General features: G+C 65.7%; 25 protein-coding genes and 1 other RNA gene. 11 read left to right on the forward strand and 15 right to left on the reverse strand.

The annotated features are described in order from the left end of the window. Positions 1-638 precede the first annotated feature (638 nt). On the forward strand, positions 639-2015 hold the full coding sequence (locus ACYUME_RS25320) for a glutamine synthetase family protein (RefSeq protein WP_279883206.1): 1377 nt from the start codon (positions 639-641) through the stop codon (positions 2013-2015). Between the two features lie 151 nt (positions 2016-2166). Here the strand turns inward: ACYUME_RS25320 and argA are convergent, their stop codons facing one another. After that, the gene (gene argA, locus ACYUME_RS25325; RefSeq protein WP_279883204.1) at positions 2167-3465 is read right to left on the reverse strand and encodes an amino-acid N-acetyltransferase; all 1299 of its coding nucleotides are present in this window, start codon (positions 3463-3465) and stop codon (positions 2167-2169) included. 125 nt (positions 3466-3590) lie between these two features. Then, a complete protein-coding gene (argE, locus tag ACYUME_RS25330) occupies positions 3591-4733 on the reverse strand; it encodes an acetylornithine deacetylase (RefSeq protein WP_460417474.1) in 1143 nt (380 codons plus the stop codon). Between the two features lie 218 nt (positions 4734-4951). Between argE and ACYUME_RS25335 the strand changes: the two genes are divergently transcribed. Beyond that, positions 4952-6331 (forward strand): CYTH domain-containing protein, encoded by a 1380-nt coding sequence (locus ACYUME_RS25335; RefSeq protein ID WP_460417476.1) that lies wholly within the window; start codon positions 4952-4954, stop codon positions 6329-6331. 57 nt (positions 6332-6388) lie between these two features. Here the strand turns inward: ACYUME_RS25335 and ACYUME_RS25340 are convergent, their stop codons facing one another. Further along, the gene (locus tag ACYUME_RS25340; RefSeq protein ID WP_279883198.1) at positions 6389-6859 is read right to left on the reverse strand and encodes an Lrp/AsnC family transcriptional regulator; all 471 of its coding nucleotides are present in this window, start codon (positions 6857-6859) and stop codon (positions 6389-6391) included. 126 nt (positions 6860-6985) lie between these two features. On the opposite strand from ACYUME_RS25340, the gene ACYUME_RS25345 reads away from it, so the two are divergent. The 3 genes from ACYUME_RS25345 (at position 6986) to ACYUME_RS25355 (ending at position 9500) form a co-directional block, all read left to right on the forward strand. Next, positions 6986-7312, forward strand: a complete 327-nt coding sequence (locus ACYUME_RS25345) for a hypothetical protein (RefSeq protein WP_279883196.1) — start codon at positions 6986-6988, stop codon at positions 7310-7312. Positions 7313-7410: 98 nt separating this feature from the next. Then, complete coding sequence (locus tag ACYUME_RS25350) at positions 7411-9093, forward strand: GspE/PulE family protein (protein WP_460417478.1); 1683 nt, start codon at positions 7411-7413, stop codon at positions 9091-9093. Between the two features lie 92 nt (positions 9094-9185). After that, positions 9186-9500 (forward strand): DUF2388 domain-containing protein, encoded by a 315-nt coding sequence (locus ACYUME_RS25355; protein ID WP_279883192.1) that lies wholly within the window; start codon positions 9186-9188, stop codon positions 9498-9500. A 127-nt stretch (positions 9501-9627) separates the two neighbouring features. On the opposite strand, the gene gcvP is transcribed toward ACYUME_RS25355, so the two are convergent. The 10 genes from gcvP to ACYUME_RS25405 form a co-directional block, all read right to left on the reverse strand. Next, a complete protein-coding gene (gene gcvP / locus ACYUME_RS25360) occupies positions 9628-12501 on the reverse strand; it encodes an aminomethyl-transferring glycine dehydrogenase (RefSeq protein ID WP_460417480.1) in 2874 nt (957 codons plus the stop codon). A gap of 174 nt (positions 12502-12675) precedes the next feature. Next, positions 12676-13059, reverse strand: coding sequence for a glycine cleavage system protein GcvH (gcvH, locus tag ACYUME_RS25365; protein ID WP_460417482.1), 384 nt, complete (start codon positions 13057-13059; stop codon positions 12676-12678). 47 nt (positions 13060-13106) lie between these two features. Beyond that, entirely contained in the window at positions 13107-14189 is a 1083-nt protein-coding gene (gcvT, locus tag ACYUME_RS25370) for a glycine cleavage system aminomethyltransferase GcvT (RefSeq protein ID WP_460417484.1), read from the reverse strand. Between the two features lie 124 nt (positions 14190-14313). After that, positions 14314-15936: an ABC transporter permease gene (locus ACYUME_RS25375; RefSeq protein WP_460417486.1), complete on the reverse strand. Its 1623-nt coding sequence runs from the start codon at positions 15934-15936 to the stop codon at positions 14314-14316. 118 nt (positions 15937-16054) lie between these two features. Then, the gene (locus ACYUME_RS25380) at positions 16055-17056 is read right to left on the reverse strand and encodes an extracellular solute-binding protein (RefSeq protein ID WP_460417487.1); all 1002 of its coding nucleotides are present in this window, start codon (positions 17054-17056) and stop codon (positions 16055-16057) included. Between the two features lie 133 nt (positions 17057-17189). Then, complete coding sequence (locus tag ACYUME_RS25385; protein WP_460419453.1) at positions 17190-18407, reverse strand: 2-octaprenyl-3-methyl-6-methoxy-1,4-benzoquinol hydroxylase; 1218 nt, start codon at positions 18405-18407, stop codon at positions 17190-17192. 9 nt (positions 18408-18416) lie between these two features. Beyond that, on the reverse strand, positions 18417-18899 hold the full coding sequence (locus tag ACYUME_RS25390) for a DUF4442 domain-containing protein (protein ID WP_279883180.1): 483 nt from the start codon (positions 18897-18899) through the stop codon (positions 18417-18419). After that, the gene (ubiH, locus tag ACYUME_RS25395) at positions 18896-20095 is read right to left on the reverse strand and encodes a 2-octaprenyl-6-methoxyphenyl hydroxylase (protein WP_279883179.1); all 1200 of its coding nucleotides are present in this window, start codon (positions 20093-20095) and stop codon (positions 18896-18898) included. Before ubiH ends, ACYUME_RS25390 begins: the two co-directional genes overlap by 4 nt. Beyond that, the gene (pepP, locus tag ACYUME_RS25400) at positions 20092-21426 is read right to left on the reverse strand and encodes a Xaa-Pro aminopeptidase (RefSeq protein ID WP_279883177.1); all 1335 of its coding nucleotides are present in this window, start codon (positions 21424-21426) and stop codon (positions 20092-20094) included. The genes ubiH and pepP overlap by 4 nt, the downstream gene beginning before the upstream one ends. 21 nt (positions 21427-21447) lie before the next feature. Next, positions 21448-22002 carry a YecA/YgfB family protein gene (locus ACYUME_RS25405; RefSeq protein ID WP_279883175.1) on the reverse strand — a complete coding sequence of 185 codons (555 nt, stop codon included), beginning with the start codon at positions 22000-22002 and terminating at the stop codon, positions 21448-21450. Between the two features lie 146 nt (positions 22003-22148). Between ACYUME_RS25405 and ACYUME_RS25410 the strand changes: the two genes are divergently transcribed. The 4 genes from ACYUME_RS25410 to ACYUME_RS25425 all read left to right on the forward strand — a co-directional run bounded on the left by ACYUME_RS25410 (position 22149) and on the right by ACYUME_RS25425 (position 23538). Next, complete coding sequence (locus ACYUME_RS25410) at positions 22149-22358, forward strand: TIGR02449 family protein (protein ID WP_217841242.1); 210 nt, start codon at positions 22149-22151, stop codon at positions 22356-22358. Further along, a complete protein-coding gene (locus ACYUME_RS25415) occupies positions 22355-22672 on the forward strand; it encodes a cell division protein ZapA (protein ID WP_279883173.1) in 318 nt (105 codons plus the stop codon). The genes ACYUME_RS25410 and ACYUME_RS25415 overlap by 4 nt, the downstream gene beginning before the upstream one ends. 17 nt (positions 22673-22689) lie before the next feature. Further along, a non-coding RNA gene (gene ssrS, locus ACYUME_RS25420) (6S RNA) lies at positions 22690-22869 on the forward strand. A gap of 60 nt (positions 22870-22929) precedes the next feature. After that, the gene (locus ACYUME_RS25425) at positions 22930-23538 is read left to right on the forward strand and encodes a 5-formyltetrahydrofolate cyclo-ligase (RefSeq protein WP_460417489.1); all 609 of its coding nucleotides are present in this window, start codon (positions 22930-22932) and stop codon (positions 23536-23538) included. A gap of 19 nt (positions 23539-23557) precedes the next feature. On the opposite strand, the gene ACYUME_RS25430 is transcribed toward ACYUME_RS25425, so the two are convergent. Then, positions 23558-23713 carry a hypothetical protein gene (locus tag ACYUME_RS25430; RefSeq protein ID WP_279883169.1) on the reverse strand — a complete coding sequence of 52 codons (156 nt, stop codon included), beginning with the start codon at positions 23711-23713 and terminating at the stop codon, positions 23558-23560. Positions 23714-23892: 179 nt separating this feature from the next. Between ACYUME_RS25430 and ACYUME_RS25435 the strand changes: the two genes are divergently transcribed. Next, the gene (locus ACYUME_RS25435; RefSeq protein ID WP_460417490.1) at positions 23893-24351 is read left to right on the forward strand and encodes an EVE domain-containing protein; all 459 of its coding nucleotides are present in this window, start codon (positions 23893-23895) and stop codon (positions 24349-24351) included. Positions 24352-24363: 12 nt separating this feature from the next. On the opposite strand, the gene ACYUME_RS25440 is transcribed toward ACYUME_RS25435, so the two are convergent. After that, positions 24364-24765: a flagellar basal body-associated protein FliL gene (locus ACYUME_RS25440; RefSeq protein ID WP_460417491.1), complete on the reverse strand. Its 402-nt coding sequence runs from the start codon at positions 24763-24765 to the stop codon at positions 24364-24366. Positions 24766-24922: 157 nt separating this feature from the next. Here ACYUME_RS25440 and ACYUME_RS25445 point away from each other — a divergent pair, with 157 nt between their 5' ends. Next, positions 24923-25900: an NADPH:quinone oxidoreductase family protein gene (locus ACYUME_RS25445; RefSeq protein WP_279883163.1), complete on the forward strand. Its 978-nt coding sequence runs from the start codon at positions 24923-24925 to the stop codon at positions 25898-25900. Positions 25901-25912 lie beyond the last annotated feature (12 nt).

A 25912-nucleotide genomic window follows, 5' to 3' on the forward strand; every position in this document is an offset into this window, starting at 1 on the left:
TGGCGGCAACCGCCAGCCGCTGACGCCAGGCGTCGGGCAAAGTCGGCGCACACGGCGCCGAGGGGCCTGGACAGGCCCGCGCCTTGATTCTGGATGCTGTGCATGGCTAAAGCAAAAACCCCCGCGCAGGACGACAGTGGATACACTGCAAAAGAGCGTGTCCGTGATGAAAGCGAAGGGCAGAAGGAAAGGAAATGTTGCGCTAAAGCGTTACGAGGTATGGCCTTTTCAGCAAGACCGTCAATTATTGCGGCCAGCGCGGCCCCCTGCTGACGCAGGCGCGCGATGACCGGACGGCAACCGGGAGATGTACCTGAACGCACCGTGCATGCGGCGCTGGCAGGTCTCGACAGGCGGACCATGTGACCCTCGTATTATTGTGTTCTGGGTTGCGACCGAGCTTAGCCTCGTTCATTTTTTTACACAACTCCTCCGTAAAAAATAAAACACGCCCCGCTCGAAATAACCCTTCAGCACGAAAATAGCGGATAATGGCACGCCCCGATATGCGGCAAATCTGCCGTGGATGTGCCATTTAAGGGCATCATGGGGCTGGCTTGACTTCACCAGGTCTTTCCGATTGACTGGGGTTGCAAGCCCCCCTTGATTGATATTTTTAACAACAAAGGTGTTGCATCATGTCGGTACCCCCGCGTGCCGTTCAGCTTAACGAAGCGAACGCGTTCCTTAAGGAACATCCTGAGGTTCTCTACGTTGACCTTCTGATTGCAGATATGAATGGTGTGGTGCGCGGCAAGCGCATCGAGCGCACCAGCCTCCACAAGGTTTACGAGAAAGGCATCAACCTGCCTGCCTCCCTCTTCGCCCTGGATATCAACGGTTCGACCGTCGAAAGCACAGGCCTTGGCCTGGACATCGGCGATGCCGACCGCATCTGCTACCCCATCCCCGGCACCCTCTCCAACGAACCCTGGCAGAAGCGCCCGACCGCGCAACTGCTGATGACCATGCACGAAATCGAGGGCGAGCCGTTCTTCGCCGACCCGCGTGAAGTGCTGCGCCAAGTGGTGAGCAAGTTCACCGACCTGGGCCTGACCATCTGCGCTGCGTTCGAACTCGAGTTCTACCTGATCGACCAGGAGAACGTGAACGGCCGCCCGCAGCCGCCACGCTCGCCGATCTCGGGCAAGCGCCCGCAATCGACCCAGGTCTACCTGATCGACGATCTCGACGAATATGCCGACTGCCTGCAGGACATTCTCGAAGGCGCCAAGGAACAAGGCATTCCAGCCGACGCGATCGTCAAGGAAAGCGCCCCGGCGCAGTTCGAGGTCAACCTGCACCACGTCGCCGACCCGCTCAAGGCCTGTGACTACGCGGTGCTGCTCAAGCGCCTGATCAAGAACATCGCCTACGACCATGAAATGGACACCACCTTCATGGCCAAGCCCTACCCGGGCCAGGCAGGCAACGGCCTGCACGTACACATCTCCGTGCTGGACAAGGATGGCAACAACATCTTCACCAGCGAGGATCCCGAGCAGAACGCCGCGCTACGTCACGCTGTCGGCGGTGTGCTCGAGACCCTGCCCGCCTCGATGGCGTTCCTCTGCCCCAACGTCAACTCGTACCGTCGTTTCGGCGCTCAGTTCTACGTGCCGAACGCACCGAGCTGGGGCCTGGACAACCGTACCGTGGCGCTACGCGTACCGACTGGCTCGCCGGACGCGGTGCGCATCGAGCACCGCGTCGCCGGCGCCGATGCCAACCCGTACCTGATGATGGCGGCCGTGCTGGCCGGTGTGCACCACGGCCTGACCAACAAGGTCGAGCCTGGCACGCCGATCGAAGGCAACGCCTACGAACAGCTGGAGCAGAGCCTGCCGAACAACCTGCGCGATGCCCTGCGCGAGCTGGACGACAGCGAGATCCTCAACAAGTACATCGATCCGAAGTACATCGACATCTTCGTCGCGTGCAAGGAAAGCGAGCTGGAGGAGTTCGAACACTCGATCTCCGACCTCGAGTACAACTGGTACCTGCATACCGTGTAAACGAAAACGCCGCCCTCAGGGGCGGCGTTTTTCATTCAGTTCGGTGTCGCCTGCTTCGCGGGCAAGCCCGCTCCCACAGGTTCTGCGCTGCCTTTCAGGCCTGCGTGATGCCTGTGGGAGCGGGTTTACCCGCGAATAGGCCGGAACAGGTTTACAACGGTTTCTCGAAGATCTTCGAGTTGCGCTGGTAGTTGTACAGCGAAGCCCTCGCCGCCGGCAGCTGTTCGACGCCACAAGGCGCGAAGCCACGCTCACGGAACCAGTGCGCGGTCCGGGTCGTCAGCACGAACAGGGTCTTGAGCCCCAGCTGGCGCGCCCGCGACTCGATGCGCTCGAGCAGCTCGTCACCGCGACCGCCGTGCCGATACTCCGGATTCACCGCCAGGCACGCCAGCTCCCCCGCCTCCGAGTCGGCAATCGGGTACAACGCCGCGCAGGCGATGATCATGCCCTCGCGCTCGACCACGCTGAACTGCTCGATCTCACGCTCCAGCACCTCGCGCGAACGACGCACCAGGATACCCTGCTCTTCCAGCGGGCTGATCAGTTCCAGCAAGCCGCCGACGTCGTCGATGGTCGCCTCGCGCACCACCTCGAACTGCTCCTGGGACACCAGCGTGCCGCCACCGCCGCGAGTGAACAGCTCGGTCAGCAGCGCGCCGTCCTCGGCGTAGCTGACGATATGGCTGCGCGCCACGCCGCCCTTGCACGCCTCGGCGGCGGCATCGAGCAGCTCGGCCTGGTAGTCGCTGCCCAGGCGCTGCAGGTGCGGGGTGATGTGCTGCGGGCGCAACTCGCGCACCAGTTGCCCATGCTCGTCCAGCAGGCCCGGCTCGGCGCCGAACAGCAGCAGCTTGTCGGCGCCCAGCTCGATGGCGGCGCGGGTGGCGACGTCCTCGCAGGCGAGGTTGAAGATCTCCCCGGTGGGCGAATAGCCCAGCGGCGACAGCAGCACGATGGAGCGCTCGTCCAGCAGGCGATTGATGCCCTTGCGGTCGACCCGGCGCACTTCGCCGGTATGGTGGTAGTCGACCCCTTCGAGCACGCCGATCGGCCGTGCGGTGACCAGGTTGCCGGACGCCACCCGCAGGCGCGAGCCCTGCATGGGTGAAGCGGCCATGTCCATCGACAGGCGGGCCTCGATGGTCAGGCGCAGCGCGCCGACCGCGTCGATCACGCAATCCAGGGTGGCCGCGTCGGTGATGCGCATGCCACGGTGGTAGTGCGGGGTCAGGCCACGGTCGGCCAGACGGCTTTCGATCTGCGGACGCGAGCCGTGGACCAGCACCAGGCGCACACCCAGGCTGTGCAGCAGCACCAGGTCGTGGACGATGTTGCCGAAATTGGGATGATCGACGCCGTCACCAGGCAGCATGACCACGAAGGTGCAATCGCGATGGGCGTTGATGTAGGGAGATGCATGGCGCAGCCAGTTGACGTAATCGGGCATGACAGGGCCTGTGGATAAGTGAACGGAGAACGAAAAGGCGCACAACGTTCGAAAGTCATCGTCGGAACAGGCTTGCGGTCACGCGCGGTCTCCTCTAGGCAGAAACGAATCAGGTCGATGGACGTTTAATCCAGGCAGTAGTGCCGGATCAGGTCACGCAATAGACGCACGGTAGGCTCGATACGTGACATTTCAAGGTACTCGCCTGGCTGGTGGGCACAGGCGATGTCGCCGGGGCCGAGCACGATGGTCTGGCAACCGAGCTGCTGAAGATAAGGCGCTTCGGTGCCGAAGGCCACCGCTTCGGCGCGATGGCCGGTCAGGCGCTCGGCCAGGCGCACCAGCTCGCTGTCGGCGGCTTGCTCGAATGGCGGCACTTCGGGGAACAGCGGCGCATAGTCGATACGCACCTCCAGCCGCTCGGCCAGCGGCGCGAGCTTGGCGCGGATCGCCGCGCGCAGCGGCTCGACGTCCATGCCTGGTAACGGACGCAGGTCGAACTCCAGGGCGCACTGGCCGCAGATACGATTGGGGTTGTCGCCACCATGGATACAGCCGAAGTTCAGGGTCGGGACCGGCACGCTGAACTGCGGATTGCGATATTTTTCCTGCCAGCCACGGCGCAAGGCCATCAACTCGCCCATCACCGCATGCATCGCCTCCAGGGCGCTGTGCCCCAGGCTCGGATCCGACGAATGGCCGCTGCGTCCGAGGATCTCGATGCGATCCATGAGGATGCCCTTGTGCATGCGGATCGGCTTGAGCCCGGTGGGCTCGCCGATCACCGCCGCCCGACCGAGCGGCTGGCCGGCTTCGGCCAGGGCCCGGGCGCCGGACATGGAGCTTTCCTCGTCGCAGGTGGCGAGGATCAGCAGCGGCTGCTTGAAGTCGTGTTCGAGCAGCGGGATCACCGCGTCGATGACCAGCGCGAAGAAGCCTTTCATGTCGCAGCTGCCCAGGCCGACCCAGCGGCCATCGACTTCGGTGAGTTTCAGCGGGTCGCTGCTCCACAGCTGCGGGTCGTACGGCACGGTGTCGCTGTGCCCGGCCAGCACTAGGCCACCGGGGCCGGTGCCGCGGCTGGCCAGCAGGTTGAACTTGCCGGGGCTGACCTGCTGGATCTCGCAGGCGAAACCGAGATCGCCCAGCCAGCCGGCCAGCAGGTCGATGACCGGGCGGTTGGACTGGTCAAGCGCCGCCTGGGTGCAACTGACCGAGGGGGCGGCGATCAGGGCGGCGAACTGTTCTTTCAGCGACGGCAACGGCATGCGCGGACTCCTCGGAAGCGTGGCCCATCATAGCAACGCGAAAGCATCGCTGGGCAAGCCGCAAACCCGTTGACGAAAACTTCGTGGGAGCGGGCTTGCCCCGCGATGGCGCCGGCAGGTGCCTGGCAGCCACTCATCGCGGGGCGAGCCCGCTCCCACTACGATGGCGCAAGTGCTGTAGACTGCCCAGCAACGATGCCCCTCCTTCCGAGCCCGCGATGCACAAAGAAACCGAACTCAAACTCCGCGCCAGCCGCGAGACCCTTGCCGCCCTGCGCGAGCACCCCCTGCTGAAAAAGCGCAACAAGTCCGGCTGGCAGACCCGCGAACTGCTCAACCAGTACTTCGACACCCCGGAGCGCGACCTGTCCGCCGCCCGCGTCGCCCTGCGCCTGCGCCGTGATGGCGAGGTCATCATCCAGACGCTGAAGTGCCGTGGGCAGAGCGTGGCCGGGCTGTCCGAGCGCAACGAATACGAGTGGTACCTGGACAAGGTCAAGCTCGACCTGAAGAAGCTCGATGCCAGCTGCTGGCCCGAGCAACTGGCCGAGCTGGACAAGAAGACCATCAAGCCGCTGTTCACCACCGATTTCACCCGCGAGTACGCCGAGATCGCCTGGGGCCGTGGCAAGGCCAAAGTGGTGATCGAGGCCGCCCTCGACCAGGGCTTCGTGATCGCCGGCAAGCGCAAGGAAGAGATCTGCGAGCTGGAGCTGGAACTGCGTGAAGGCACCCCTGAGGCGCTGCTGGAGCTGGCCGCCGAGCTCGCCGCCACACTGGCGCTGATGCCCTGCGACATCAGCAAGGCCGAGCGCGGCTACCGCCTGCTCGATCCGGACAGCTACGAGCTGGGCCTGCCGGTGACCGAACTGCAGGCCGAGATGCCGCTGGACGAAGCCTACGCCGCCCTCGCCTGGCAACTGCTGGGCAGCAGCCAGCGCCTGGCCGAGCAGTATCGCCACAACGGCCACTGGCGCCTGCTGCAGGACTGGGTTCGTTGCCTGGCCGAACTGCGCGCCCTCACCGCCAGCCTTGGCCAAGCCGCGCCGCGCCCGACGACCCGCGCCCTGCGCGCCAGCCTCGACGCGCTGCTGGAAGACTGGCGCCCGCTGGTGCTGGCCGGCAACGATGACGAGGACATTCGCCGCGCCGCTCCCGAGCAGTTCGCCGAAGAGCTGGAAGACCCGCGTTGGGGCCAGTTCTCCCTGGAGACCGCACGCTGGCTGACCGCCCGCGCCTGGACCGCCGAGCGCAAGGGCCGTGGCGAGCGCCAGGGCAAGGCGCAGCTGGCCAGCTGGCTGCAGCACCTGCTGGGCGAGGAGTCCCGCGCCCTGAAGCTGCCGCTGTACGTGCAGCGCCCCGAGGACCTGGCCGAGCAGTTGCCGCGCATCGAAGGCATCCAGACCTGGCTGCACCACGCCCGCCAGGTGCTGGACCTGCCGCAGCAAGACCGCCTCTACGGCGAGCTGAACAAGCTGCACGAGCTGGCCGAGCTGCCGCTGGTCGAAGAAGGCAAGGAAGAACTGCTCGAAGCCCGCATCGAACAGGCTCGCGCCATCGAGCAGAACCGCGCCTGGAAACACCTGCTCAAGGCCTGAGCCTGCACTGCCCGCTCCTGCACTGCGCAGGAGCGGGCTTGCCCCGCGATCGACGCTTCAGGGTCTCAATGGCAAGCTCGTGGTCGACTTGATCTCCGAAAGCGCCACGATCGAGTTCACTTCCTGGATACCCGGCACGTTCGACAGCTTTTCGAAGAAGAACCGCTCATAGGCCTCGATATCCGAGGTGACGATGCGCAGCAGGAAATCCACCGCCCCCATCAGCACATAGCACTCCAGAACCTCGGGAAAGCCGCGGATCGCCTCGGTGAACTCGGCGAAGTTCGAGCGCCCGTGGGCGTTGAGCTTCACTTCGGCGAAGATCTGCGTGTTCAGGCCCACTTTCTTGCGGTCCAGCAAGGTCACCTGCCCGCGAATCACGCCCTCGTCCCGCAAGCGCTGAATGCGTCGCCAACAAGGTGACTGCGAGAGCCCCACGCGTTCGGCGATCTGCGCGCTGGACAGTGACGCGTCCTCCTGCAGCAACTCCAGGATGCGTCGGTCATAGGCATCCAAGTCAGATCGCATAAAAAATTCCTTAATCAAGAGAAATTCAGATAGAACAATTCGCACAATGCGCTAATCAACGGAATCATAGCGAAAAAATGCCGCGAACGACGTGCAAGAATCTTCCCACTTTCGCGGAGATCCAGCATGAACCTACTCGAACGGCCCCTCCCCTCGCCCCGCACCGACGCCTGGGCCGCCAACGCCGCCCACAGCAGCGTGCGCTACCACCTGCAGACCGAGATCGAGCCAGACAGCCTGTGCCGGGTACTCAACCTGTTCGCCTTGCAGTTCCTCACCCCGCACAGCGTGCAGGTGAGCCAGCACGACGACCTGCTGGACGTGGCCATCGGCGTCGCCGGCCTGAGCTGGCATCGCGCCGAAGTAATCGCCCAGAAGTTGCGCAACCTGGTCTGCGTGACCGGGGTTCGCCTCGACAATGCCCCGCAACTGGCGGAGGTCTCGACCCGCTGAAGGGCCATGGCAAGATCCCGAAACCCTTTGTACCGCTGCCATCGGCCCGCCGCGGCTAGCCTTGCCCAGGCGACTCTTCACCTGGCAAGGATGCCGTCATGTACGCCAACACCTCCCATGATCTTGACTTCAACCGCCTGCTCCAGGCCCTGCTGACCGAGCAGCGAATCAGCGCCAGCGACGCCCTCAAGGCCCTCGCACGGGCCAAGGCGCGCCCCGACCAGCACCCGCTCGAGCTGATCGCCGAGCTCGCCCTGCCGGACCCGCTTCAATCCGGCCAGCCACTCGACCTCGATGCCCTGTGCCGCTGGCTGGCGCCCCAGGTTGGCCAGCCCTACCTGGATATCGACCCGCTGCAGGTCGACCTGCCAAGCGTCGCCAACCTGATGTCCGCGGCCTTCGCCCAACGTCACGGCATCCTTGCCGTGGCCCTGGACGAGAACAGCATCACCGTGGCCAGCGCCCAGCCGTATCAGCGCGAATGGGAGGCCGATCTGAGCCGCAGCCTGGGCAAGGTCATACACCGGGTACTGGCCAGCCCTCGGCAGATCCGCCAACTGAGCGCGACCTTCTTCGGCCTGGCCCGCTCGGTGCGTGGCGCAGGACCGGCGCCAACGCCCCCTCTCGGCGAGCTGGAGCACCTGCTCGAACTGGGCGACGGCCATGCCCACGCCAGTGCCGACGACGCCCACATCGCGCATATCGTCGACTGGATGCTGCAGTACGCAATCGAACAACGCGCCAGCGATGTCCATCTGGAACCGCGCCGCGAACAAGGGCACCTGCGCCTGCGTATCGATGGCCTGCTGCATGCGGTGTATGCGTTTCCGGCCGGCGTCGCCCTGGCGATGGTCAGCCGTTTGAAGCATCTGGGGCGGATGAACGTCGCGGAAAAGCGCCGGCCACAGGATGGCCGCCTGAAGACCCGGCTGCCCGGTGGGGCCGAAGTGGAACTGCGCCTTTCCACGCTACCCACCCCTTACGGTGAAAAGCTGGTACTGCGCCTGTTCGACCCGCAGCAACGGCATGAAACCCTCGAGCACCTGGGCCTGGGCGGCAGACTGCTGGCGCAATGGCAGGCACTGCTGCGGCAACGCCAGGGCATCGTGCTGGTGACCGGCCCTACCGGCTCGGGCAAGACCAGCACGCTGTACGCCAGTCTCAGGCACCTCGCCACCCCCCAGGTAAACCTGTGCAGCATCGAAGACCCGATCGAACGGTTGGAGCCCTCGTTCAACCAGTTGCAAGTCCAGCCCGCCCTGGACCTGGACTTCGCCAATGGCGTGCGCGCCTTGCTGCGCCAGGACCCGGACATCATCATGATCGGCGAGATCCGCGACCGCGAAACCGCCCAGGTAGCGGTGCAGGCAGCCCTCACCGGACACCTGGTGCTCTCGACCCTGCACACCAACGACGCCTGCAGCGCGATCACCCGCCTGCAAGAACTCGGGGTCGCCGACTACCTGATCAAGGCCACCCTGATCGGCGTCATGGCCCAGCGCCTGGTACGCACCCTGTGCCCGGAATGTCGCGATACCCCAGCGGAGGATCGCCAGGCCTGCCGCCAGTGCCGGGGAACGGGCTTTCATGGACGCACCGGGCTGTTCGAGCTGCTCAGGGTCAGCGCCTCCTTGCGCGAGCGAATCACCCCGGCCACGGATCTCGCCGCCCTGCGGCGGCAGGCCAGCGCGGATGGCCTGCGCGATCTGAGGTGCTGCGCGCAGGACAAGATCGACCAGGGTCTGACCTGCGCCGAAGAGGTACTGCGTGTCTGTGGATAAGTAAGAATTCCCCTGCCTGGCCGGGAACTTGGCAGTGACAAAAGCGATCAAACCGGCATCTCAACAGCCCTCATCGACCGAGGTGATTCATCATGCGTTTCAAAACTGCCATCGCAGCCACCGTCCTGTTCTCGCTGCCCATTGGCTCCGCCATGGCCGACACGTTCTGGCGCAATATCATCTCCTCCGGTGCGACCACCGCCTCGACCTACCTGACGTTCAAGGATCACAAGCTGATCGTCGCCGCCCAGGACGACGCCGGCAGCTTCGTCGCCAGTGAAGGCGCCATCCGCGGACCGTTCCTGGAAGCAGCGATGCGTCAGGTGCGCGCGGACAACCCGGGCGTGCAGGCCAGCGACATGGAACTGGCCAACGCCATCCTGGCCAAGAACGCCGTTGCCGAGTAACCGTTATCCACTGCGTCATCCGCTTCGCGGGTAAACCCGCTCCCACAGAGATCACCGCGCCTGGCAAGGCTGGATAGTCCACCTGTGGGGGCGGATTTACCCGCAAAAAAGTCCAGCCGACGCGGCCTCAGCGATACGCCTCCACCGGCACGCACGCGCAGAACAGATTCCTGTCCCCATACACGTTGTCGACCCGGTTCACCGCCGGCCAGTATTTGTGCTGGCGCGCGTGAGCACTGGGGGCGATGCCCTGTTCGAGGGTGTAGGGCCTGCTCCATGGCGCCAGCACGTCGGCCAGGGTGTGCGGCGCATGCTTGAGTGGGTTGTCCTCGGCCGGCCAGTTGCCTTCCTGCACCTGGGCGATCTCCGCGCGGATCGCCAGCATCGCCTCGACGAAGCGATCCAGCTCGGCCTTCGACTCGCTTTCGGTCGGTTCGACCATCAAGGTGCCCGGCACCGGGAACGACATGGTCGGCGCATGGAAGCCGTAGTCCATCAAGCGCTTGGCCACGTCCTCCTCGGTGATGCCGGTCAGTGCCTTGAGCGGGCGCAGGTCGAGGATGCATTCGTGGGCCACCCGCTGGTTGCGCCCGCGATAGAGCACCGGGAAGGCGTCACGCAGCTGGCTGGCCAGGTAGTTGGCCGAGAGGATCGCCACCTCGCTGGCATCGGCCAGCTGCGGCCCCATCATGGCGATGTACATCCAGCTGATCGGCAGGATGCTGGCGCTGCCCCAGGGCGCGGCGCTGACGGCGCTGTTGTTCGGGTCCAGGCCCGGCACCGGGACCACCGGATGGCTGGCGACGAACGGCTTGAGGTGGGCGCGGATGCCAATCGGCCCCATGCCCGGGCCGCCTCCGCCATGCGGGATGCAGAAGGTCTTGTGCAGGTTCATGTGCGACACGTCGGCGCCGATGTCCGCTGGCCGCGCCAGCCCCACCTGGGCGTTGAGGTTGGCGCCATCCATGTAGACCTGGCCACCGTGCTGGTGGATCACCTCGCAGATCTCGCGGATGCCTTCCTCGTACACCCCATGGGTCGACGGGTAGGTGACCATCAGGCACGACAACCGCTCGCCCGCGGCCTGGGCCTTGGCTTTGAGATCGTCGAGGTCGATGTTGCCCTGCTCGTCGCACTCGACGATCACCACCTCCATGCCGGCCATCTGCGCCGATGCCGGATTGGTACCGTGGGCCGACGCGGGGATCAGGCACAAGGTGCGACCGGGCTGGTGGCGGCTGCGGTGGTAACGGGTGATGGCCATCAGCCCGGCGTACTCGCCCTGGGCGCCGGAGTTGGGTTGCATGCAGATCGCATCGAAACCGGTGATGGCGCACAACCAGCTTTCCAACTCATCGATCATCGCCTTGTAACCCTGCACCTGGGCAGCGGGAGCAAAGGGGTGTGGCTCGGCGAACCCAGGCCAGGTGATGGGGATCATCTCGCTGGTGGCGTTGAGTTTCATGGTGCAGGAGCCCAGCGGGATCATCGACTGGTTCAGGGCCAGGTCCTTGTTCTCCAGCTGCTTGAGGTAGCGCAGCATCTCGGTTTCGCTGTGATGCTGGTTGAACACCGGGTGCTGGAGGATCGGCGTGCGACGCACCAGCGCGCCGGGTATGCCTTCGGGCAGGGCCTGCTGGTCGAGCGCGGCAATGTCCAGGCCATGGTCCACGCCGAGGAAGATGTCGAACAGTTTCAGTACCGTGGCTTCATCGCAGGTTTCGTCCAGGCTTACTCCCAGATGCCCGCGTCCGAGGATGCGCAGGTTGATACGGGCATCCTCGGCGCTTTCGATGATCGCCGCCTGGGTGCCGCCGACATCCAGCGTCAAGGTATCGAAGAAGTGCTGGTTGAGGCGTCTGATGCCCTTGGCTTCGAGGCCGGCGGCAAGGATGAAGGTCAGTCGGTGTACGCGCTGGGCGATTCGCTGCAGACCTTCGGGGCCATGGTAGACAGCGTAGAAGCCGGCGATGTTGGCCAGCAGCACCTGTGCCGTGCAGATGTTCGAGTTGGCCTTCTCGCGGCGTATGTGCTGCTCGCGGGTCTGCAGGGCCATGCGCAGGGCGGTGTTGCCACGGGCATCGCGGGACACGCCGATGATGCGCCCGGGCATGGCCCGCTTGAAGTCGTCACGACAGGCGAAATAGGCCGCATGCGGCCCGCCGTAGCCCATGGGCACACCGAAGCGTTGCGTGGAGCCGAGCACCACATCGGCGCCCAGTTCGCCGGGCGGGGTGAGCACCACCAGGCTGAGAATGTCGGCGGCGACGCAGGCCAGGGCCTGCTGGGCATGCAGCTGCTCGATCAGCGGACGCAGGTCGCGGACCTCGCCATGGGTATCCGGGTACTGGAGCAACGCGCCGAACACCGAGTGCTTGCTCAAGTTGTCCACGGAGTCGACGATCAGCTCGAAGCCGAAGCCTTCGGCACGGGTCTTGAGCACCGACAGGGTCTGCGGATGGCAGTGCTCGTCGGCGAAGAACGCGTTGCTCTTGCTGCGCGCCACCCGCCGGGCCAGGGCCATGGCTTCGGCGGCGGCCGTGGCTTCGTCGAGCAGCGAGGCATTGGCAAGGCCAAGGCCGGTGAGGTCGATGACCATCTGCTGGAAATTCAGCAAGGCCTCCAGGCGCCCTTGGGCGATCTCCGGCTGGTAGGGCGTGTAGGCGGTGTACCAGCCAGGGTTTTCCAGCACGTTGCGCAGAATGACGGTGGGCGTGATGGTGGCGTGGTAACCCATGCCGATCAGGCTGGTCCACAACTGGTTCTGCGCGGCGTAGCCGGCGAGCCTGGCCAGCGCGGCTCGCTCGTCGAGGGCCGGTGGCAGGTCGAGCGGGCGATTGAAGCGGATGCCAGGCGGCACCGTCTGCTCGATCAGCTCGCCGCGACTGGCGACGCCGAGGGCCTCGAGCATGGCCTGCTGCTCCAGGGCGTCGGGGCCCAGGTGGCGACGCAGGAACGGGTTGGTCTCTTGCAGCTGACGCAGGGACGGCGACTGGGACATGGCGATCATCTCTTCCTGGACCAGTACTCATGGAGACTTACAAGTCTAGGAAGGGATCGGCGATGTTGCGGGAAAACTTGCTTTTACAATACCGGCCTTATCGCGGGGCAAGCCCGCTCCCACGCATGGAGCACATCGTGGGAGCGGGCTTGCCCCGCGATGAGGCCGGCCCTGTCACTCGCCGATCAGAGCTGCATAACCAGCGGCATCCAGCAGCTTGTCCAGCTCGGCTGGATTACTCGGCTTGAGCTTGAAGATCCATGAGTCGTAAGGCCCTTCATTGAGCAGCTCAGGGCTGTCGGCCAGTTCTTCGTTGACCTGGATGACTTCACCGCTGATCGGGGCATAGATATCGGAAGCCGCCTTGACCGACTCCACGACGCCAGCAGCATCGCCCGCGGCGAACACCTTGCCGACTTCGGCCAGCTCGACGAACACCACATCGCCCAACGCTTCCTGGGCGTGGTCGCTGATACCCACAGTCACGGTGCCGTCGGCCTCCAGGCGAGCCCACTCATGGCTTTCGGCAAAACGCAGGTCGGCGGGGATATTGCTCATGTCTTGTCTTCCTCGATTGGGTCAGCGGTCGGCCCGCCGTTAAGTGTTCAGATCAGGATCTTGCCGTGGCGCACGAAGGTCGGCTTGACCACCCGCACCGGATACCACTTGCCGCGAATCTCCACCTCGGCGCGGTCGCCGGTCGCCATGGGCACGCGTGCCAGGGCAATGGACTTGCTCAGCGTAGGCGAGAAACTACCACTGGTGATCTCCCCTTCGCCAATGCCGGATACACGGACCACCTGATGGGCGCGCAGCACGCCACGCTCCTCCAGCACCAGGCCGACCAGTTTCTCCTTCACGCCCTGCTCGATTTCCGCGAGCAGGCCGGCGCGGCCGATGAACTCGCGGCCAGCCGGCTCCCAGGCGACGCTCCAGCCCAGGTTGGAAGTCAGTGGGGTGTGGGATTCGTCGATGTCCTGGCCGTACAGGTTCATGCCGGCCTCCAGGCGCAGGGTGTCGCGGGCACCCAGGCCGCTAGGGGCGATGCCAGCGCCGACCAGATCGTTGAAGAACGCTGGGGCCTGTTCGGCGGGGAGGATGATCTCCAGGCCGTCCTCGCCTGTGTAGCCGGTGCGAGCGATGAACCAGTCGCCCTCGGCCAGGCCTTCGAACGGGCGCAGTTCGCGAATGAGCGCGGCGCGCGACACGCTGACCAGGGCGGCCACCTTTTCACGGGCCTGCGGGCCTTGGATCGCCAGGATAGCCAAGTCCGGGCGCAGCTCGAATTCAATCTTGAAGCCGTCACTGTGCGCTTGCAGCCAGGCCAGTACCTTGGCGCGGGTGGCGGCGTTGGCCACCAGCCGGTAGCCGTCTTCGGTGCGGTAGGCGATCAGGTCGTCGATCACCCCGCCATCGGCGTTGAGCAGGGGGCTGTAGAGCGCCTTGCCGGGGTTTTCCAGGCGCGTCACGTCATTGGCCAGCAGGTGTTGCAGCCAGGGCGTGGCGGCGCAACCGTCGACATCGATGACGGTCATGTGGGAGACATCGAAGACCCCGCAGTCACTGCGCACCTGGTGGTGCTCCTCGACCTGCGAACCGTAATGCAGGGGCATGTCCCATCCGCCGAAATCGACCGTCTTGGCGCCGAGCGCCAGGTGCAGGTCATACAGAGGCGTACGCTGTCCCATGGGTTTCTCCTTCCGGGCGTGGCGAGGCGGCGGCGGTCGGCGATGTTTACCCATCACCTGTTCTTGTAGGATCCGCCGCTGCGAATGCCGCGCATTGTAGCGGCAAGGCGACGGCGTGGCACCCTCAGCGCGGATGTCCCGGACGATGTGCCGAACGACGGATCAGGCCGATCACCGGCAGCAACCCGACCAGCACCAGGCTCAAGGCCGGCAACGACGCCCGCGCCCATTCACCTTCGCTGGTCATCTCGAACACGCGCACGGCAAGGGTGTCCCAGCCGAAGGGACGCATCAGCAGGGTCGCCGGCATCTCCTTGAGCACATCGACGAACACCAGCAAAGCAGCGCTCAGGGCGCCGGGGGCGAGCAACGGCAGATACACCTTGAAAAACAATCCTGGTCCGCTGACCCCGAGACTGCGCGACGCCTCCGGCAGCGATGGGCGGATGCGCTCCAGGCTGGTTTCCAGCGGGCCATAGGCGACAGCGATAAAGCGCACCAGATAGGCCAGCAGCAACGCCGAAAGGCTACCCAGCAGCAGGGGTTTCCCTGCCCCGCCGAACCATTGGGACATCGGGATCACCCACTGGTTGTCGAGGTAGCTGAACGCCAGCATGATCGACACGGCCAGCACCGAGCCGGGCAGCGCGTACCCCAGGTTGGCCAGCCCTACGCCGGCACGGATCCCGCGGGTCGGCGCCTGGCGCCGGGCGAAGGCCAGCAGCATGGCCACGCTGACGGTGATCAACGCGGCCATGCCGCCCAGGTACAGGGTATGCATGACCAGCCCGACGTAGCGCTCGTCCAGGTCATGCCGCCCCCGCTGCCAGAACCACGCCAGCAGCTGCAGCAAGGGAATGACGAAGGCGCAGGCGAACACCAGCAGGCACCAGGCGCTGGCCGCCAGCGCCTTGATCCCGCGCAGGTGATAGAGCGCCTGGCCTCGGGGCCGCTCGTTGCCACTGTGGTTGGCGCCCCGGGCACGGCGCTCGCCGTACAGCACCAGCACCACCGCCAGCAGCAGCAGGCTGGCCAGTTGCGCCGCGCTGGAAAGGCTGAAGAAGCCGTACCAGGTCTTGTAGATGGCAGTGGTGAAGGTGTCGAAGTTGAACACCGCCACCGCGCCGAAATCTGCCAGCGTCTCCATCAATGCCAGGGCGATGCCGGCGCCGATGGCGGGTCGCGCCACGGGCAGCGCCACGCGCCAGAACGCCTGCAGCGGCGACAGCCCGAGCACCCGCGCCGCTTCCATCAGGCCCTTGCCCTGGGCCAGGAAGGCGTTGCGCGCCAGCAGGTAGACATAGGGGTAGAACACCAGCACCAGTACCGTGATCACACCACCGGTAGAACGCACCCTGGGCAGGCGCATGGGGCCGAACACCTCGCGCAGCGCCGTCTGCACCGGGCCGGCGAAGTCCAGCAGGCCAACGAAGACGAACGCCAGCACATAGGCCGGAATGGCGAATGGCAACATCAGCGCCCAGTCCAGCCAGCGCCGGCCGGGAAATTCGCAGAGGCTGGTGAGCCAGGCCAGGCTCACCCCCAGCACGGTCACGCCGATGCCAACGCCCAGCACCAGGGTCAGGGTGTTGCCCAGCAGGCGGCTCATCTGGGTGTCGAGCAGGTGCGACCAGATTTGGGCATCGATCGACTGCCAGGACAGCAGCAGGACGCTCAGCGGCAGCAGCACCAGGGCGGCGGTCAGGAAAACCGGGAAGTACCAGCGGCGTTGGGGGGTGTGGGGCAAATCGAAAATCTCGATGGCTGTGCGATAGCATCGCGGGGCAAGCCCGCTCCCACGCCGAGTCTGACTGGAGTGGGAGCGGGCTTGCCCCGCGATCGGTCTTCAAGGATAAGAGACAGGCTCAGTTCCAGCCAGCCCGATCCATCAGGCGAATGGCCTCGGCCTGGCGCTTGCCGGCGACTTCCACCGCAATGCTGTCAGCCTTGAAGCTGCCCCAGGCCGCCACTTCCGCCGAAGGCTTGACCTTCGGGTTGGCCGGGAACTCCTGGTTGATGTCGGCGAACAGCTTCTGCGCCTCCTCGCCGGTCATCCACTCGACCAGCTTCTTCGCCGCCTCCGGATGCGGCGCATGCTTGGTCAGGCCGATGCCCGAGAGGTTGACATGCACACCACGATCCCCCTGGTTGGGCCAGAACAGCTTCACCGGCAGGTCGGGTTTTTCCTTGTGCAGGCGACCGTAATAGTAGGTATTGACGATGCCCACGTCGCACTGGCCGGCAGCGATGGCCTGGATCACCGCGGTGTCGTCGGAGAACACGTCGGTGGACAGGTTGTTGACCCAGCCCTTGATCAGCTTCTCGGTTTCGGCCTCGCCGTGGTTCTCGATCAAGGTGGCGGTCAGCGACTGGTTGTAGACCTTCTTCGCCGTGCGCAGGCACAGACGGCCTTCCCAGTTTTTATCGGCCAGGGCCTCGTAGGTGGTCAGCTCGCCCGGCTTGACCCGCTCGGTGGAGTAGACGATGGTCCGCGCACGCAGGCTCAGGCCGGTCCAGTCGTGGGACGAGGCGCGATATTGCGGCGGAATGTTCTGGTCGATGATCGGCGACTTGATCGGCTGCAGGATGCCCATCTGCTCAGCCTGCCAGAGGTTGCCGGCATCGACGGTGAGCAGCAGGTCGGCCACGCCGTTCTCGCCCTCGGCCTTGATGCGCTGCATCAGCGGGGCTTCCTTGTCGGTGATGAACTTGATCTTGGTGCCGGTCTTGGCGGTATAGGCGTCGAACACCGGCTTGATCAGCTCGTCGATGCGCGAGGAATACACCACCACTTCGTCCGCCGCCTGGGCGGTGCCGCCGAACAGGGTGAGGGCCAGGGCGGCCAGTAGGGGTTTGCGGGGCAACATCGGGGGCACTCCTCGCTGATATGAGAGGTGCAAATGGTAGTGGTTCCCATTTTACGACTCATCCGCCGAGCCGTTACCGGATGTTGCAAGCATAGGCTCGGCGTGGGAGCGGGCTTGCCCCGCGATGAGGCCATCAGGCCCTGGCCAGCTCCGGCAGATCCCCGGACAACCCCAATGCCTGGCGCACGAACACCGCCTTGGCCTCCGGCATCTGCTCCACCATCTTCAGCCCACTGTTGCGCAACCAGCGCAGTGGCAACGGATTGGCCTGGAACAACCGCTCGAAGCCCTCCATCGCCGCCATCAACGCCAGGTTGTGCGGCATCCTGCGCCGCTCGAAGCGGCTCAGCACCTTCACATCGGCCAGGCGCTCGCCACGCTCGCAGGCGCGTACCAACTCCTCGGCCAGCACCGCGGCGTCGAGAAAGCCCAGGTTGACCCCCTGCCCCGCCAACGGGTGGATGGTATGCGCCGCGTCGCCGATCAGCGCCAGCCCTTCCTGCACATAGCGCTTGGCATGCCGCTGGCGCAGCGGCACGCAGACCCGTGGGTCAGCCTCCAGCACCTCGCCCAGGCGCCCCTCGAACGCGCGCTCCAGGGCCTGGCAGAACGCCGCGTCGTCCATCGCCATGGCCTGCTCGGCCTGCTCCGGCGTGGTCGACCAGACGATCGAGCACCAGTCCTGGCGCCCGTCCCGCGACAACGGCAGGAACGCCAGCGGGCCTTCGTCGGTGAAGCGCTGCCAGGCCGTGGCCCGGTGCGCCTCGCCGCAGCGCACGCTGGTGACGATGGCGTGGTGCAGGTAATCCCATTCGCGGGTCTCGCAACCGGCCAGCCGGCGCACCGCCGAGTTGGCGCCGTCGGCGGCGATCACCAACGGCGCGCGCAGTTTGCGGCCATCGGCCAGGGTCAGCAGCCACTCGTCCCCGGAGCGGCGCAGCTGCTCCAGCCGGGCGTTGGCCAACAGGCCGACGTCGCTGTCATGCAAGCGCTCCAGCAGGCCATCCTGAACCACTCGGTTCTCGACGATATGACCCAGCACCTGAGCATGCACGCTGGCCGCCGAGAAGTGGATCTCACCGGTACCGCTGCCATCCCACACGCGCATGTCGGTATAGCGCGACACGCGACGCCGGGCGATGCCGTCCCAGGCGCCCAGGCGCTCGAGGATGCGCTGGCTGGCCGCCGACAGGGCGCTGACCCGCGGCTCGAACGGCGCCTGGCCATCGAAGGGTTTGACCGACAGCGGGCCGCCATCGAGCACAAGTACTTCCAGGCCACTGTGGCGCAAGGCCAGGGCCAGGGCGCTGCCGACCATACCGGCACCGACAATCAACAGATCTGCGCGCATTTCCATGCCTTACGCCTGCCTCGCTTGCGGCTTGAGCCGCACATATAGGGTCTTGTCGACCCGCGCCACCAGCTCGCCGGCATCATCGCGGATCTCCACCTGCAGCCGCGGCAGGTATTTCTTGCCGTTGGCGGTCTGCTGGCGAATCTCGTCCAGCAGCGCGTCATCGACGTGGAACTCGGCATGCACCGGGCCCTTGCCCGGAGAAATGAAATCGATGCTGGCGGCCTTGTCCCAGACGATGTAGTCGCGCCCCAGCCGCTCGATCAGCAGCAGCATGTAGAAGGGATCGACCATCGAATACAGGCTGCCGCCGAACTGGGTGCCGACGTAGTTGCGATTCCACCGCGTCAGCTTCATGCGCACCTTGGCGCTGCGCATGTCCGGGCTGATTTCCTGGATACGGATGCCCGCGCCCAGGTAGGGCGGGTAGAGGTTGAGCAGCCAGCGCAGCATGCGCGCGCGCCGGGCCAGCCTGCGTGCGTCGCTCATGCCTGCCCTCGCGGGTCTGGCCGGGTACCCAGGCCCATGGCCTGACGGGCGAACCAGCTTCGGGCCGGCGGTAGCAGATCCAGGCCGAGCAGGCCGATATTGCGTCCGGCCGTCAGCAGCGGCTGGTTGCTGCCGAACAGGCGGGTGACCTGATCGGAAAAGCCGATGGTCAGCGCCTGGTCGAGACGCTGGCGCTGCTGGTAACCCTGCAGCGTGGCCAGGTCGCCCGGCTGCTGCGGCCCGGCCAGCAGCGCGTCGGCCAGCGACTGCACATCGCGCAGCGACAGATTGAAACCCTGGCCAGCGATCGGGTGCAGACTATGGGCGGCATTGCCAAGCACCACCAGGTGCGGGCGCACCTGCTCCTCGGCCTCGACCAGCGCCAGTGGATAGAGATGGCGCGCGCCAACCTGGCGCAACGCGCCGAGGCGATAGCCAAAGGCATCCTGCAGCTCGCGCAGGAAGCTGCGCTCGTCGAGCTCGGCCAGGCGCCTGGCGTCCATGCCCTGACGGGTCCAGACCAGCGCGCAGCGGTTGTCCGGCAACGGCAGCAGGGCCATCGGGCCTTGTTCGGTGAAGCGTTCGAAGGCCTGGCCGGCGTGAGCTTCGCCGGGAGTGATATTGGCGATCAGCGCGCTCTGGTCGTAGGGCGTGCTACGCACATGGATGCCCAGTTGCTCGCGCAGGCCCGAGCGGCCGCCGTCGGCCAGCACCGCAAGGTCGCATTCGAGCGAGGTGTCATCGTCCAGTTGCAGGCAGTAGCCGCCGGCGATCGCCTGCAGCCCCTTCACCTCGGCCGGGCAGCGCCAGCTGACCACCTCGCTGTCGATGGCCTGCCACAGGCATTGGCCGAGCCAGGCGTTCTCCACCACGTAGCCGAGCGCCGGCACGCCCTCTTCCAGGGCATCCAGGCGTGTGGCACCGAAGCGGCCACGGTCGGACACCTGGATCTGCCGGATCGGCTCGGCGCGGCGGCTGATGGTCTGCCACAGCCCCAGTTGCTCGTAGATCTGCCGAGTGCCATAGGACAGCGCCGAGGAACGCGCGTCATAGCTGGGCTGGAAGCTGTCGCCCGGAGCGAACGGCTCGATCAGCAGGATCTTCCAGCCACGGGCCTTGGCCCCGGCCTGCAGGGCCAGCGCCAGACTGGCACCGACCAGGCCGCCGCCGATGATCGCCAGGTTCACACGGTTCATGCGGCATCCTTGCGGGCGTCGCGCATCAGCGCCTCGATCTCGGCGACGGTCCTGGGAACGCCTGAAGTGAGAATTTCACAGCCTTTGCGGGTGACCACCACGTCGTCCTCGATCCTTACGCCGATACCGCGCCACTTCTTGGCGACGCTCTGGTTGTCGGCGGCAATGTAGATGCCCGGCTCGACGGTCAGCGCCATGCCCGGTTCGAGCACACGCCACTCGCCGCCGACCTTGTATTCGCCCACATCGTGCACATCCATGCCCAGCCAGTGCCCGGCGCGGTGCATGTAGAAGGCGCGATAGGCCTCGCTGTCGATCAGCGCCTGTACTTCGCCCTTGAGCAGCCCGAGCGCCACCAGGCCCTCGGTGATCACGCGCACGGTCGCCTCGTGGGCGTGGTTCCAGTGCTTGCCCGGGGCGATCTCCTTGAACGCCGCTTCCTGGGCCGCGAGCACCAGCTCGTAGATGGCCTTCTGCTCCGCCGAGAACACCCCGCTCACCGGGAAGGTGCGGGTGATGTCGCTGGCATAGCAATCGATCTCGCAGCCAGCGTCGATCAGCACCAGGTCGCCGTCCTTGAGCGACGCGTCGTTCTGCTGGTAGTGCAGGATGCAGCCATTGCGCCCGGCAGCGACGATCGAGCCGTAGGCCGGCATCTTCGCCCCGCCCTTGCGGAACTCGTAGTCCAACTCGGCTTCCAGGCTGTACTCATGCAGCCCGGCGCGACAGACCTGCATGGCCCGCACATGGGCGCGGGCGGAAATCGCCGCGGCTTCGCGCATCACCTTCACTTCCGCCGCCGATTTATACAGGCGCATGTCGTGCAGCAGGTGATCCAGGGCAACGAACTCGTTCGGCGGCTGCGCGCCGAGGCGGGCCTTGGAGCGGATCACGTTGATCCAGTCCATCAGCCGACGGTCGAACTCGGCGTTGCTGCCCATGGCGCTGTAGACCCGCTCGCGGCCCTCGATCAGGCCCGGCAGGATCTCGTCGATGTCGCCGATGGGGAAGGCATCGTCGGCGCCGAAGTCGCGAATCGCGCCTTCCTGGCCGGCGCGCAGCCCTTCCCACTGCTCGCGCTCGGGATTGCGCTCGCGGCAGAACAACACGTACTCGCCATGTTCGCGTCCCGGGATCAGGGCAATCACCGCCTCGGGCTCGGGGAAGCCGCTGAGGTACTGGAAATCGCTGTCCTGGCGATAGACATGCTCGACGTCGCGGTTGCGGATGGCCACCGCGGCCGCCGGCAGGATGGCGATGCTGTTGGGGACCATCTGCTCCATCAGCGCCTTGCGCCGACGGGCGTACTCCGCCTTGGGTATGTGGCTCATGGGCAAACGACCCCGTTCAGATCAGTGCAGCGATGGCTTTGGCGCGGGTGCTTCGGGCTTGGCCAGCTCCGTGTACAGCAGCAGCGGGGCGACACGCAGGTACTCCATGACCTCCATGTAGTCGCTTTCGCCGTCCTCGGACTCTTCCAGCGCTTCCTGGACCTGCGAGATGGCCACCAGGTCCTGGAGCACTTCCTTGGCATCGGTGGACAGTTCCTTGCCACCGGCGTTCAGGCCGAACCCGGTGATGAAGCCCTGGCACCACTGGCCGAGCGCGGCGGCGCGGTCGGCCAGTGCGGCGTCATCGGAAGGCAGCAGCAGGACGATGGCGACGTCTTCACCGGTCAACTCGGCCTTGACCATTTCCTGCAGGCCGACCAGGGCGTTGCGCACGGTGTCGCCGGGCTCGGTCTCGAGCAGCTGGGCCGCGTCGGCCAGCCAGGCGTCGGCGTCGAAGCCGGCGCCGGCGCAGCTGCGGCCGATCAGCAGGCCATGGAGCTCGGCGGGAGTGACAGGGTGGCCATTGCTCGAGAGCAACATGGCGAAGGCGATGTAGGGCGATTGAGTATTGGGCATGGGCTGCTAGGCGCCAGACGGCGCAATGACTAGAATGGAGGCCTTGTATCCTAGCACCGGCAGACGCGCCAAGACCATCGGCACTGGCCGTCTCGCCCCTGGGGCAGGCATGATCGCCAGGTGAGTCAAGGAATCGAGTGCAACCCATGCAAGAGAACGACCTGCAAGCGCTGATGAGCCGGTTCGAGTTGCTGATCGAACGGGTCGAGCAACTAAAACGGCAAAACGCACTCTTAGTAGCTCAGGAAAAGTCCTGGCGCGAGGAGCGCGCCCACCTCATCGAAAAGAACGAGATCGCCAAGCGCAAGATCGAATCGATGATCCTGCGTCTCAAGGCCCTGGAGCAAGACTCATGAGTTCAAGCAATAGCGTCACCGTCCAGATCCTCGACAAGGAATACTCGATCATCTGCCCGCCCGAGGAGCGCAACAACCTGGTCGGCGCCGCCCGCTACCTGGACGGCAAGATGCGCGAGATCCGCAGCAGCGGCAAGGTGATCGGCGCCGATCGCATTGCCGTGATGGCCGCGCTGAACATCACCCACGAACTGCTGCATCGCCAGGACCAGCCGCAAGCCACCGGCGCGGGCGCCACCCGCGAACAGGTGCGTGACCTGCTGGACCGGGTCGACCAGGCGCTGTCCGACGATCCGGTTAGCAAAAAGGACTGAGATTGGTATACTGGCGCCACTCCCTGGGGGATGCGCCAGTCGGTTATGTCCCTGAGCCGATACGCACAACCACGGGGGTTGCACGCTGGGGCCGGTGTGCATGTCCGCCCGACGGAAAGCCTTAACGCCCCCTGCAATCTCCACCTTGAACTTTCGGGTTCAAGGGCTACACCGATAGCGGTCTTGTCGGGGAGCCTGCTTTCAGAACGGCCCGCCTCATACGGCGGGCTTTTCGTTTTCCTGGGATCGCCCGTGCCATGACCGACACCGCGCCGCTCACCCGTCCCCAGCTTCGTCGCCTCCTGCGCAACGCCCGCCGCGCGCTCACAGCCGCACAGCAACGCCAGGCCGCCGAAGGGCTTTATCGGCAACTGGCACAGGATCCACTGTTCCGCCGCGCCCGGCATGTCGCCCTGTACCTGCCCAATGACGGCGAAATCGACCCGCGCCTGCTGCTGCGCGAAGCGCACAAGCGCGGCAAGCGCGTCTACCTGCCGGTGCTGCATGCCTGGCCACGCACGCGCATGGTGTTCCAGCGCTTCGAGCAAGGCGAGCAACTGCGGCCCAACCGCTTCCGCATTCCGGAACCGCTGATCGCGCGCAAGCGCCAACGGCCAATCTGGGCGCTGGACCTGATCCTGCTGCCGCTGGTCGGATTCGATGAAGAGGGAGGTCGTCTAGGCATGGGGGGCGGCTTCTACGACCGCAGCCTGGCCTATCTGGCCCGGCGCAAGGCGTGGAAGAAACCACTGCTGCTGGGGCTGGCCCACGAATGCCAGAAGGTCGAGCGCCTCGACCGGTCAAGCTGGGATGTACCGTTGCAAGGCACGGTCTCTGACCGCGATTGGTACCTGGCGCCGAAATGAGCCGGCGCGGCAAAGGGGATCAGCGGTGCGGCTGTTGTACCTGGGCGGCCGGCGCCTGCTGGTAGGCGGCGTCCAGCTTGCGCTCCCAGAAACCCTGGGCGTAACCGGTGGTGACCACGCCCAGGCCGAAGATGAAGGCGAGGATCCAGAGCAGGTCCGGTTTACGTTGTTTCATCGAAGATTGCCCCCCTAGGCAAACTGTCCATGCTCGGCGGCTTTCTGGGTGGCGGCCGGAGCGTCTAGCTTTAAAGCGGCGCATTTTCCGACAACGTGAGGCCGCACGCAAACCTTGGCGCCAACCGACTGTCGGTTTCATGCAAGGATTTATTTCAAACTCTTTCAGGAGCAGCATCCATGGCCTACTGGCTGATGAAATCCGAGCCCGACGAGCTCTCCATCGAAGCCCTGGCACGCCTGGGCAGCGCCCGCTGGGATGGGGTGCGCAACTACCAGGCACGCAATTTCCTGCGAAGCATGAACGCAGGGGACGAATTCTTCTTCTACCACTCCAGCTGCCCGCAGCCGGGCATCGCCGGCATTGCCCGGATCAGCGCCGCCGCCTACCCGGACCCAACCGCGCTGGACCCGGCCAGCCACTATCACGACGCCAAGGCCAGCCCCGAGAAAAACCCGTGGAGCGCGGTGGATGTCGAGCATGTGCGGACCTTCGGCCAAGTGCTTGGCCTGGGCCTGCTCAAGCAACAGGCGACGCTGGAGGCACTGCCGCTGGTGCAGAAGGGCAGCCGCTTGTCGGTAATGCCGGTCACCGCCGAACAATGGACCGCCATTCTCGCCCTGGCAAAGGGCGCCTGAGCGCGCGGGGCGTTACTGCACGATCAGGTTGTTGAACAGCAGGTCCTCGACGATCGGCTTGCCCTCTTCGGCCTCCATCACCTGCTGCACCTGTTTCAAGGCGTCCTGGCGCAGCCGTTCCTTGGCCTCGACGTTGCTCATGTTGTCCACGCCTTGCTGGGTGAACAGCGCCACCAGCTGGTTGCGGATCAACGGTTCATGGTGCTTGACCGCCGTGGCGGCGGCATCGCCGGTCACCCGCAGGGCGACGTCGGCCTTGTACACGCGCAGCCTGGGCCCGCCATCGAGGGCATAGTTGCCGACGAAGGGCGGCGAGAGGGTGATGTAGGCGACCTTGGGCTCGCCTTCCTTTTCCTCGGCCATCGCCGCCACCGGCAGCATCAGGGCCAGCGCCATCAGGATCCACGCTTTCACGAACTCACTCCTCAATACGGTGGGCGCCAGCTTACCCAGCGCGCCGGGCAAACCCAAGCCCGGGCTTATGCCGACTCATCAGGGCCGGCCATGCTCGTTGACCCTCGGGGCGGCCCTCCTACACTTATCGGCCACCACTCGCAAAGGAATAGCCCTGATGAAAGCCTTGTTGTGCAAAGCCCTGGGCCCGGCACGGGACCTGGTCCTGGAGGAGGTCGCCGCGCCCACGCCGAAGAAGAACGAGATCCTGCTCGAGGTGCATGCCGCAGGGGTCAACTTCCCCGACACCCTGATCATCGAGGGCAAGTACCAGTTCCAGCCACCCCTGCCGTTTTCGCCGGGCGGCGAGGCTGCGGGCGTGGTCGCCGCGGTCGGCGAAAAGGCCGGGGCGTTCAAGGTCGGCGATCGGGTCATGGCCCTGACCGGCTGGGGGGCTTTCGCCGAGCAGGTGGCGGTGCCGTTCTACAACGTCCTGCCGATTCCGGCGGGCATGGACTTCAGCACGGCCGCGGCCTTCGGCATGACGTACGGCACCTCGATGCACGCACTCACCCAACGCGGCCAGCTCAAGGCCGGCGAGACCTTGCTGGTGCTCGGCGCCTCGGGCGGCGTGGGGCTGGCGGCGGTGGAAATCGGCAAGGCCCTGGGCGCCAGGGTGATCGCGGCGGCCAGCAGCGCCGAGAAGCTGGCGATCGCCAAGGCCGCAGGGGCCGACGAGCTGATCGACTACAGCCAGGCCAGCCTCAAGGAGGAGATCAAGCGCCTCACTGGGGGCCAGGGCGTCGACGTGATCTACGATCCGGTCGGTGGCGCGTTGTTCGATCAGGCCGTGCGCGGGCTGGCGTGGAACGGGCGGTTGCTGGTGGTGGGCTTTGCCAGCGGCACGATCCCGCAACTGCCGGTGAACCTGGCCCTGCTCAAAGGCGCGGCGGTGCTCGGGGTGTTCTGGGGCGCCTTCGCCCAGCGCCAGCCGCAGGACAATGCGGCCAACTTCCGGCAGCTGTTTGCCTGGCATGCCGAAGGCAAGTTGAAACCTTTGGTGTCGCAGACCTTTGCGCTGGCCGAGGGTGGCGCGGCGATCGAGCGCCTGGCGCAACGCCAGGCCGTGGGCAAGCTGGTGGTGGCTGTTCGGTAGAAGATCACCGTC

The organism is Pseudomonas sp. microsymbiont 2, assembly GCF_054788395.1.

What these genes read in the sequence shown, in the direction of transcription:
- ACYUME_RS25320 (WP_279883206.1), top strand. Translation starts at nt 639, where the DNA reads ATGTCGGTACCCCCGCGTGCCGTTCAGCTTAACGAAGCGAACGCGTTC.
- argA (WP_279883204.1), bottom strand. Translation starts at nt 3,465, where the DNA reads ATGCCCGATTACGTCAACTGGCTGCGCCATGCATCTCCCTACATCAAC.
- argE (WP_460417474.1), bottom strand. Translation starts at nt 4,733, where the DNA reads ATGCCGTTGCCGTCGCTGAAAGAACAGTTCGCCGCCCTGATCGCCGCC.
- ACYUME_RS25335 (WP_460417476.1), top strand. Translation starts at nt 4,952, where the DNA reads ATGCACAAAGAAACCGAACTCAAACTCCGCGCCAGCCGCGAGACCCTT.
- ACYUME_RS25340 (WP_279883198.1), bottom strand. Translation starts at nt 6,859, where the DNA reads ATGCGATCTGACTTGGATGCCTATGACCGACGCATCCTGGAGTTGCTG.
- ACYUME_RS25345 (WP_279883196.1), top strand. Translation starts at nt 6,986, where the DNA reads ATGAACCTACTCGAACGGCCCCTCCCCTCGCCCCGCACCGACGCCTGG.
- ACYUME_RS25350 (WP_460417478.1), top strand. Translation starts at nt 7,411, where the DNA reads ATGTACGCCAACACCTCCCATGATCTTGACTTCAACCGCCTGCTCCAG.
- ACYUME_RS25355 (WP_279883192.1), top strand. Translation starts at nt 9,186, where the DNA reads ATGCGTTTCAAAACTGCCATCGCAGCCACCGTCCTGTTCTCGCTGCCC.
- gcvP (WP_460417480.1), bottom strand. Translation starts at nt 12,501, where the DNA reads ATGTCCCAGTCGCCGTCCCTGCGTCAGCTGCAAGAGACCAACCCGTTC.
- gcvH (WP_460417482.1), bottom strand. Translation starts at nt 13,059, where the DNA reads ATGAGCAATATCCCCGCCGACCTGCGTTTTGCCGAAAGCCATGAGTGG.
- gcvT (WP_460417484.1), bottom strand. Translation starts at nt 14,189, where the DNA reads ATGGGACAGCGTACGCCTCTGTATGACCTGCACCTGGCGCTCGGCGCC.
- ACYUME_RS25380 (WP_460417487.1), bottom strand. Translation starts at nt 17,056, where the DNA reads ATGTTGCCCCGCAAACCCCTACTGGCCGCCCTGGCCCTCACCCTGTTC.
- ACYUME_RS25385 (WP_460419453.1), bottom strand. Translation starts at nt 18,407, where the DNA reads ATGCGCGCAGATCTGTTGATTGTCGGTGCCGGTATGGTCGGCAGCGCC.
- ACYUME_RS25390 (WP_279883180.1), bottom strand. Translation starts at nt 18,899, where the DNA reads ATGAGCGACGCACGCAGGCTGGCCCGGCGCGCGCGCATGCTGCGCTGG.
- ubiH (WP_279883179.1), bottom strand. Translation starts at nt 20,095, where the DNA reads ATGAACCGTGTGAACCTGGCGATCATCGGCGGCGGCCTGGTCGGTGCC.
- pepP (WP_279883177.1), bottom strand. Translation starts at nt 21,426, where the DNA reads ATGAGCCACATACCCAAGGCGGAGTACGCCCGTCGGCGCAAGGCGCTG.
- ACYUME_RS25405 (WP_279883175.1), bottom strand. Translation starts at nt 22,002, where the DNA reads ATGCCCAATACTCAATCGCCCTACATCGCCTTCGCCATGTTGCTCTCG.
- ACYUME_RS25410 (WP_217841242.1), top strand. Translation starts at nt 22,149, where the DNA reads ATGCAAGAGAACGACCTGCAAGCGCTGATGAGCCGGTTCGAGTTGCTG.
- ACYUME_RS25415 (WP_279883173.1), top strand. Translation starts at nt 22,355, where the DNA reads ATGAGTTCAAGCAATAGCGTCACCGTCCAGATCCTCGACAAGGAATAC.
- ACYUME_RS25425 (WP_460417489.1), top strand. Translation starts at nt 22,930, where the DNA reads ATGACCGACACCGCGCCGCTCACCCGTCCCCAGCTTCGTCGCCTCCTG.
- ACYUME_RS25430 (WP_279883169.1), bottom strand. Translation starts at nt 23,713, where the DNA reads ATGAAACAACGTAAACCGGACCTGCTCTGGATCCTCGCCTTCATCTTC.
- ACYUME_RS25435 (WP_460417490.1), top strand. Translation starts at nt 23,893, where the DNA reads ATGGCCTACTGGCTGATGAAATCCGAGCCCGACGAGCTCTCCATCGAA.
- ACYUME_RS25445 (WP_279883163.1), top strand. Translation starts at nt 24,923, where the DNA reads ATGAAAGCCTTGTTGTGCAAAGCCCTGGGCCCGGCACGGGACCTGGTC.